Source organism: Schwartzia sp. (in: firmicutes), assembly GCF_978017985.1.
Genome location: NZ_CDXDFU010000014.1, coordinates 1 through 7897, shown reverse-complemented (window position 1 = coordinate 7897; position 7897 = coordinate 1). Strand labels below are relative to the sequence as shown.

Sequence of the window (7897 nt, the reverse complement as noted above, 5' to 3'; positions counted from 1 at the left end):
GGCTTCGTCAGCCTTAGCTTCCTCCTCAGGCTCTTCCTCAAAAGGAATGCCGGGAGCTTCCTCACTCTCATCAATAGGAGTAACATCATAAAGCGCCACAGGATGGACTACACTTCCTGTCTGCCCTGCCGGGCGTTTTCCTTCCCTGCTGTCAGCTTCATTCAGCTCCTGTACCGAGCTGTCATTGGCAGCCTTCTCTATGCGTTCTTCAGGCTTTTTTCGCCTTCTTGGATTTTTCCTGTTTTCCTGATTTTTTCGTTTGCTCATCTGCTGGTTTGACCTCATTCTCTTCTTTAGCAACAATTTTCTTAGGCTCTTCTTTTTCCGGCTCATCATCCGCAGTTATAGCCGATGTTGCCTTTTTGAACTCTCTCAAGCCTTTTCCTACTGCTTTTCCGACCTCGGGAAGCTTTCCCGGACCGAATACGACCAAACCGATAACCAGTATTAACAAAAGCTCCGGTACACCAATTCCAAACATATTCTATTCTCCCCTTCTATTTTTTCTCAAATAAACCGCATTAACCGCGGCTCTGCTCAAAAATCACGTTTTCCTATATAATCCGCAGCCTCAATAAACGTATCGCGGACATCCTGCGGTATATCCGCATGCAGTGCCTTTTTCGCGTTATCAAGGAATTCATCAGCCTTCTGCTTCGCGAAATCAACACCATCCGTTGCACGAACGATTTCAAGTGCACGATTGACATCTGCATCCGTCATGCCGCGGTTGGTAATAATTGCCGCCAATTCATCATGCTGAGGACTTGTTTCCAATGCACGGATAACCGGCAGAGTAACAACTCCCTGACGTATATCATTTCCTGCTGCAGGCTTGCCGAGCTTTTTCGAATCTCCCGTGATATCCAGCAGGTCATCGGTGATTTGAAACGCCATGCCTATGCAGTGCCCGTAATCATAGAGGCTTTTGCATACCGCCTCGTCCGCTTCGGAAACCATACCGCCAAGCTCACAGCATATTGCCAGGAAATTCGCCGTCTTTTTCTCTATCCGCTGATAATACTCCGGAATGCTGTGCTCTGCCGTAAACATCAAAGCATCCTGCTGTATCTCGCCCACGGAAAGCTCCGAAACAAGCTTCGCAAGGCGAATACTGACATCTTCACCGTAATGCTCATTTGCTACAAGTGAAAATGCCTGTGCAAAAAAATAATCTCCGCTCAGAATGGCGACCTGGTTCCCCCATTTTGCATTTGCAGTGGGAGTCCCCCGCCGTGTATCCGAATTATCTATTACATCATCATGAACCAGCGATGCCATATGAATCATTTCCACGGCTGCCGCCAGCGGCATAATATGCTCGCGGGAAAAACCCCTGCCCGCGTGAGCAGCTGTCAGCAAAAGTGCCGGACGAAGACGCTTGCCGCCGGAATTTACAAGATGTGTTCCTATCTCGGTAACCAGCGGAATATCCGACTTAACAGCCTCTAAAAGCAACGTTTCAAGAACTTCCAAATCTTTCTTTATCGAACAAAACAATCCTGCTTGTGCAATTCGCATCATCTACCCACCCGTTGAAAAATCATACGTCTCAGTCTTTATCCGGCAAAAGGTCATCCTGCCATTTCAGCAGATCTTCCAGAGTTACTGAATCGACAACCCCATGGACAGCCTCATTGATTTTTTTCCAAAGAATAAGTGTCGGACAAACAGCCTCACGCGGACAATCATTCGAAGGTGCATCAAGACATGCTACAGGAGCAAGACTTCCCTCAATAAGCGTCAGTATCTCTCCTGCCGTATAATCCTTCGGAGCGCGTGCAAGCCGATATCCCCCCTGCGGTCCTCTGCTGCTCCTGACAAACCCTGCTTTGTTGAGCACCGATACAATCTGCTCCAGATACTTCTCCGAAATCTCCTGCCGCTGCGCGATGTCCTTAATGCGTACCGGGCTGTCCTGATCATTCATTCCAATGTCAATCATAAGCCTTAACGCATATCTGCCGCGTGTTGAAATTTTCAACTTTATGCCTCCCTATAGGTCATGTTTATAAAAAACACGATTGCAATAATTATCGGTCATTTGAAAAAACCTAATACATATCTGCATTATAGCAAAAATCCCCCGTATAATCCACATTTCCTCTATATTCGATAAAAAATATTATGTAAGCACTAACACTTTAAAAAACTATTTCTCCAATATATGGTAAAATAATAAAAGTAACAAAACTTATTCCGCTAGGAGGATTACTATGAGTCATCATATCGCCGCAAAACCGGGTGAAATCGCAGAACGCGTTTTAATGCCGGGAGATCCGCTGAGAGCCAAACATATCGCAGAAACCTTCCTCGAAAAACCGGCGCTTTACTCTGATATCCGAAACATGCTGGGCTATACCGGACTTTACAAAGGAGTTCCGGTATCAGTACAGGGTTCAGGTATGGGAATGCCGTCCATGTCTATCTATGCAACAGAGCTTATCGACGGCTATGACGCGAAAAAAATCATCCGTGTCGGTACCTGCGGAGCTTTGCAGCGTAACATAAACGTCCGCGATGTAGTTATGGCTACCGCTTCAACGACAGACTCAAACATCTGCCATAACACCTTTGGTGCAGGCATGTCTTTTGCTCCCTGCGCATCCTTCGCTCTTCTCGAAAAAGCTGTTGCCTCTGCGCGCGATCTAAAAGTTCCGTTTCATGTAGGCAATGTTCTGTCGCAGGACAAACTCTACGATGATGAGATTAACCTCAAAAAACTCGCGGCCTACGGAGTCCTGGCTGCCGAAATGGAAGGCGCAGCCCTCTATCTCGCAGCAGCAAAGCATCACATACAGGCGCTTGCAATCTTCACAGTCAGCAACCATCTCCTGACCAACGAATCAACCCCTCCGCGTGAACGTGAAAGAAGCTTTGACGACATGGCACTAATTGCTCTCGAAGCAATCATACAGGACTAAATTTTCCCCTTCTCCCAAAAAGAGGCGAATCCATTTCCGTATTCACCTCTTTTATTTATTCTACTGCTTTTACTTATCCTATTTTCAGCTTCTCCTGACCGGAAACGTGGCGGTCAAAGCCCATATCAGCCTTGCTGAGTCCGAGCGCAAAACCGACAAGCTGCTGCAGGTGAAGGACAGGAACCTCTGCCTTGGAACCCACGGCATCACGGCCCTCCGGCTCGTACATGTCGAGCTGCATCTGGCAAAGCGGGCACGGTGTGACGATAGCCGCAGCCTTTGCTTTATCAGCACTGTCAACAATCTGACCTGTTACAGTCAGAACGTCATGCTCTGCAGCCAGCTGTGCATGGAATCCGCAGCATTTATGGCTTGCATCAAACGCAACCGGCTCTGCGCCGAGAGCTTTGATAAGATTTTCCATATACTTCGGATTTCTGTTCTCGCCATGCTTCATGACATCCTCCGGACGGAGAATGTGGCAGCCGTAGTAAGAAGCAATCTTCATGCCGGACAGCGGTTTTTCAACCTTGCCCTTAAGAAGCTCAGGATGCTCGTCAAGAATCCAGAGGAAATGAGTAATTTTGCTCGTTCCCTTGTATTCATACGGATGGCCTGAATCCTTCAGGATTTTGTTGACCTTCTCCTTCAGCTTCTTGTCCTCGTCAAGACGTTTCTTTGCAACACGGAGCTGAAGCGTGCAGGTATTGCAGACCGTCATAATATCGAGGCCCATGTGCTCTGCGATAGAAATGTTGCGTGCGTTTACAGCAAGCGCAGCAAGGTCGTTGACACCCTGAGCATGCGAAGCACCGCAGCAGGTCCAGTTCGGGATTTCTTCAATTCCGATATTCAGCTTATCGCAGACCTTTTTAAGTGATGTATATGCCTCAGCCGCAGCTCCTTCAAGGACGCAGCCCGGGAATAATGCATATTTCATGTTCATTCTGCCTCCTTCGATGCAGCTTCCGCATTTTTAACGATTTTCTTTATCGTATTGATTTCAGGATTGACCGGATGTCCTGCCATAGGATTCATCTTTCCTGTTCTCATAAGGCGGACAGCCATAGGTGCACGAAGCGCTGCCATAATCAAGCCTTCAGACTTGATGTTCAGTTTCGACTCATCAAGTGTTCCGGACTCAGAGATATCATCATAGATTGCCTTGGCATGGCGTGCGCCGACATTATCGTCGAGCTTGAAGGCAAATGTGCTCTCCTTGAGCTTCTCGATAGCACCTGCGGGGTCAAGTCCCTTCGGACATTTAGCAGTACACTCCTGGCAGTTGAAGCAGCGCCAGAGACCTGCCTCGACAATAGCCTTGAGCTGCTGCTCCGGCGTACGGTTGCGGGAGTCTGCTACAAGACGCTCTGCCTTGACAAATACGAACGGCGACAAGAAGTCCTTCTCGTTCAGAGCGCTCTTGTTGCACTCGGATACGCAGGAGCCGCAAAGGATGCATTTAGCATACTTCTTGAACTTATTGAATTCCTTAGGAGACTGCTTGCAGCCCGTCTCAAGGGAGAATTCCTTTTTCGGTTCAACGACCGGTTTAATCTTTTTAATCGTTGCGTACTTCGGATCCCAGTCAACAACAAGGTCGCGAATGACTTTGAAGTTGCCCAGCGGTTCGATTACAAGCGTATCCGTAGAATAACGCTTCATAAGTGTCTCAACAAGAACCTCGCAGGAAAGCTCTGCGTTTCCGTTGACGCGTACCGAGCATGCGCCGCAGATGCTTGAACGGCAGGAGCATGTAAAGGAAAGTGTCGGGTCCTGTTTTTCCTTAATCTCCGTCAGAGCTGCAAGCACCGTCATACCCGGTTTTATAGTCAATTTATAATCCTGGACCCATTTTTTACCCTCGACAAAGCGATGGATCTTCAAGTTAATATCCATGATCAGTACTTCCTCTCCTTCGGCTGATATTTAGTAATAACGACATCCTTATATTCCGCACGGTACTTGCCCGTCTTTTTGTCCTTGAAGATAAGTGTATGCTTCAGGAAATTCTTGTCATCGCGTTTCGGATAATCACGGCGCGAATGTCCGCCACGGCTTTCTTTACGCGCAAGGGCACCCTGTACGATAGCATGGGAAATCTGCAGGAGATTGCCCAGCTCAATGTACTGATAGAATGCCGTATTGAACACATGCGAATTATCGCCTACATAGCAGTGAGCATACTCTTTATCGAGTGCCTCCAGCTCTTTCGAAGCCTCGAGAAGCTGCTTCTCATCGCGGAATACGCCTGCCTTGAACCACATGGTATTGACCATGGCATCACGAATCTCATAGATTGTCTTGCCTGCGGTGCGCGGACGTGTGGTTACCTCTTCAAAGATATCCTTCCAGCGGCTGCAGTCTTCAGCAAGACCGTCCTGATTGCCTGCATAAGCATGAGCTTTAGCAAAAGCTGCAGCACCGTCGCCTGCCGTGTGGCCGAAAACAAGAACCTCAGAGAGGGAATTCGCGCCAAGACGGTTTGCTCCGTGTACGGAAACGCAGCTGCACTCGCCTGCAACATATATACCCTTAACACGGGATTCACCAGTATGGAAATCAGCCATTTCAAGACCGCCCATGGAGTAATGGCATGTCGGAGAAATAGGTACCGGCTCTTTTGTAATATCTACGCCTGCAAAGCGTTTGGAAAGCTCCCATACCTGGCCGAGACGTTCGCGGATTCTCTCCTCAGGAATAGGTCTGAAATCCATGTAGACACCTGCGTAAATGCCCTCGCCAACGCCGCGTCCCTCTTCGATTTCAGTTGCGATTGCACGTGCTACGATATCACGTGTTGCAAGCTCTTTCTTTTCAGGAGCATATTTCGCCATAAAGCGTTCGCCGTTCTTGTTTACAAGGATCGCACCCTCTGCACGGCTCGACTCCGAAAGAAGAACACCGTTAGCGGAAAGGCCCGTCGGATGGAACTGAACCATTTCCGGATCTTTGAACGGAATGCCGACATTCATACCTGCTACAATGCCGTCGCCGGTGGAACTGTACGGATTCGATGTACGAACCCAGTATGCGCGGCCATATCCGCCTGTAGCAATAATAATTGTTTTGGCAGGAATACCGATAAGGTTTCCGCTGCGCATATCCAAAGCGATAACACCATTAAGATTGTCACCGCTCATGCTGATTTCAAGCATGAGGCACTCAGAAATGAAGTCAATGCCCTGATTGAGACACTGCTCGAAGAGCGTGTGTACCATAGCATGACCTGCACGGTCCTCGAAATAGGATGCTCTCGCATGTGCATGTCCGCCCATTTTGCGCTGGTGGAAGCATCCGTCCTTCTGACGATTATACGGGAAGCCCATATAATCCATCTCATAAATATTCTTTCCTGCATTTTCAGCGAAGTATTCTACCGCATCCTGGTCGCAGAGGTAGTCGCCGCCTTTGATGGTATCAAACATGTGCGACTCAACGCTGTCCTCTTTATCTGTTACCTTCGTGACACCGTTCATTCCACCCTGTGCCATGGTAGAAGCAGAACGTGTCGGCTGAAGCTTGGTCATGACAGCGACTTTCAAATCCTTGTTTTCCGCTGCAGCCAGTGCTGCACGCATTCCGGCGCCGCCGCTTCCGATGACGAGAACATCATAAGTAACGTCGCCCTTCTTTACCTCCTCCGGAATGTTATTTCCATTCCATGTAAAATAGGTTCCTGCGGCGATTGCTACGCCCGCAGCCGCTGCACCTTTTAAAAACGTGCGTCGCGAGATTCCGTTCGACATGTAATACTCCTCCTCTAGAATTTAAATCAAACAGTTTCTTTTTCCACCTAACCCGAGTTTATCATGTGCCGAAGGCGTGCAAGAAATACTTGCTCCTTATATATGGTATTCGATTTCCAAATAATAAATAAGAGGAATGCTTATAGCATTCCTCTATAAATGTTTAATATGATTATTCTTTTCTGAGAAGTTCAATAAATTTTTGCGCGGCTTCCGAAAGGTGCTGATTTTTTCCAAAAGCTGCAACAAGCTGACGCTCCTCAACCTCTTCTTCAATAGCAAAGAAAAACGGAGCCTTATCCCAATGCCAGTTATCGGCCAGCATATCCGTCACCAGTGTAGCTCCCATGCCCTCCGCGCAAAGCTCCGCCGCATCGAGAATACTGTTTGCCTCAAACACAACCTTAGGTTCCGACTGTGTCTGCTCACACAAACTATCGTATATCTCATTCATGCGTCTTCCCTTCTGCAGACATATAAACGGCTCCTGGTGGAAGCGGGCGAAGGAAATAGGCGGATAAGGCACAACCTGTTCACGTCCGTATTCCTCTTCAATCCACTGACTTCTTGGCGCAGCGATCAGCGTTTTTTCCCTCACAAGCGGAACCTTTTGATAGCTTGAATCATCCAACGGTTCATATAACAGTGCAAAATCCACCGTACCGTTCAGGATTTCCTCCTTCAGCTTTGCAACAGGATACTCTTTCACAATAAGATGAACTCCGGGATATTTCCTGTGAAATTCAACCAGGGGCTGCCTAAGGAAGCATGACGAACGGGTCCTTGAGCTTCCTATAGTAAGCACTCCCGCTCTGAGATGCTGTAAATCCGTAGTCTGCTTTACCATCTCGCTTTGAAGATGCTGAAAAATCTTTGCCGTCTTCAGATATATTTCCCCCGCAGCAGTCAGCTTAAGCGGTGCCTGACTGCGGTCAAAAAGCTTTGCCCCCAGCTCAGCTTCTATTTTCTTTATGCATTGCGAAAGTGACGGCTGTGAAACGAAAAGGTGTCTCGCTGCCGCAGAAAAGCTTCCATCATTTGCAACCTGCAGCACACTTTTCCATTCGTGTTCGTCAATCACTTTTATTCCCTCCCCGAAACACTTTTCTTTAATTATCACACGATTTGTTATAAATATATATAATTGTAAAATAATTTATAAGATTTTCTTATTGCGCCTAGAAGTTTTTCAACTATTTACAAAACAATGCCAATGTGCATTAT

General features: G+C 47.6%; 9 protein-coding genes. 1 reads left to right on the top strand and 8 read right to left on the bottom strand.

Annotated elements, in window-relative coordinates:
- From ACY69O_RS00610 to ACY69O_RS00595, 4 genes are all read right to left on the bottom strand, one after another.
- A partial coding sequence (locus ACY69O_RS00610; protein ID WP_462331535.1) for a hypothetical protein occupies nucleotides 1-267 on the bottom strand: 267 nt, incomplete at its 3' end.
- Complete coding sequence (tatA, locus tag ACY69O_RS00605; RefSeq protein ID WP_462331534.1) at nucleotides 209-481, bottom strand: twin-arginine translocase TatA/TatE family subunit; 273 nt, start codon at nucleotides 479-481, stop codon at nucleotides 209-211. The genes ACY69O_RS00610 and tatA, both read right to left, overlap by 59 nt.
- A gap of 56 nt (nucleotides 482-537) precedes the next feature.
- On the bottom strand, nucleotides 538-1521 hold the full coding sequence (locus ACY69O_RS00600) for a polyprenyl synthetase family protein (RefSeq protein ID WP_462331533.1): 984 nt from the start codon (nucleotides 1519-1521) through the stop codon (nucleotides 538-540).
- A gap of 31 nt (nucleotides 1522-1552) precedes the next feature.
- Nucleotides 1553-1984 (bottom strand): RrF2 family transcriptional regulator, encoded by a 432-nt coding sequence (locus ACY69O_RS00595; protein ID WP_462331532.1) that lies wholly within the window; start codon nucleotides 1982-1984, stop codon nucleotides 1553-1555.
- Between the two features lie 232 nt (nucleotides 1985-2216).
- On the opposite strand from ACY69O_RS00595, the gene deoD reads away from it, so the two are divergent.
- Nucleotides 2217-2924, top strand: coding sequence for a purine-nucleoside phosphorylase (gene deoD, locus ACY69O_RS00590; protein ID WP_462331531.1), 708 nt, complete (start codon nucleotides 2217-2219; stop codon nucleotides 2922-2924).
- Nucleotides 2925-2997: 73 nt separating this feature from the next.
- Here deoD and ACY69O_RS00585 read toward each other — a convergent pair whose 3' ends face one another.
- The 4 genes from ACY69O_RS00585 to ACY69O_RS00570 form a co-directional block, all read right to left on the bottom strand.
- Complete coding sequence (locus tag ACY69O_RS00585) at nucleotides 2998-3864, bottom strand: CoB--CoM heterodisulfide reductase iron-sulfur subunit B family protein (protein WP_462331530.1); 867 nt, start codon at nucleotides 3862-3864, stop codon at nucleotides 2998-3000.
- 2 nt (nucleotides 3865-3866) lie between these two features.
- Nucleotides 3867-4823: a succinate dehydrogenase/fumarate reductase iron-sulfur subunit gene (locus ACY69O_RS00580; protein WP_462331529.1), complete on the bottom strand. Its 957-nt coding sequence runs from the start codon at nucleotides 4821-4823 to the stop codon at nucleotides 3867-3869.
- A 2-nt stretch (nucleotides 4824-4825) separates the two neighbouring features.
- Entirely contained in the window at nucleotides 4826-6673 is a 1848-nt protein-coding gene (locus ACY69O_RS00575) for an FAD-binding protein (protein WP_462331528.1), read from the bottom strand.
- Between the two features lie 172 nt (nucleotides 6674-6845).
- Nucleotides 6846-7754 carry a LysR family transcriptional regulator gene (locus ACY69O_RS00570; RefSeq protein WP_462331527.1) on the bottom strand — a complete coding sequence of 303 codons (909 nt, stop codon included), beginning with the start codon at nucleotides 7752-7754 and terminating at the stop codon, nucleotides 6846-6848.
- Nucleotides 7755-7897: the final 143 nt, after the last annotated feature.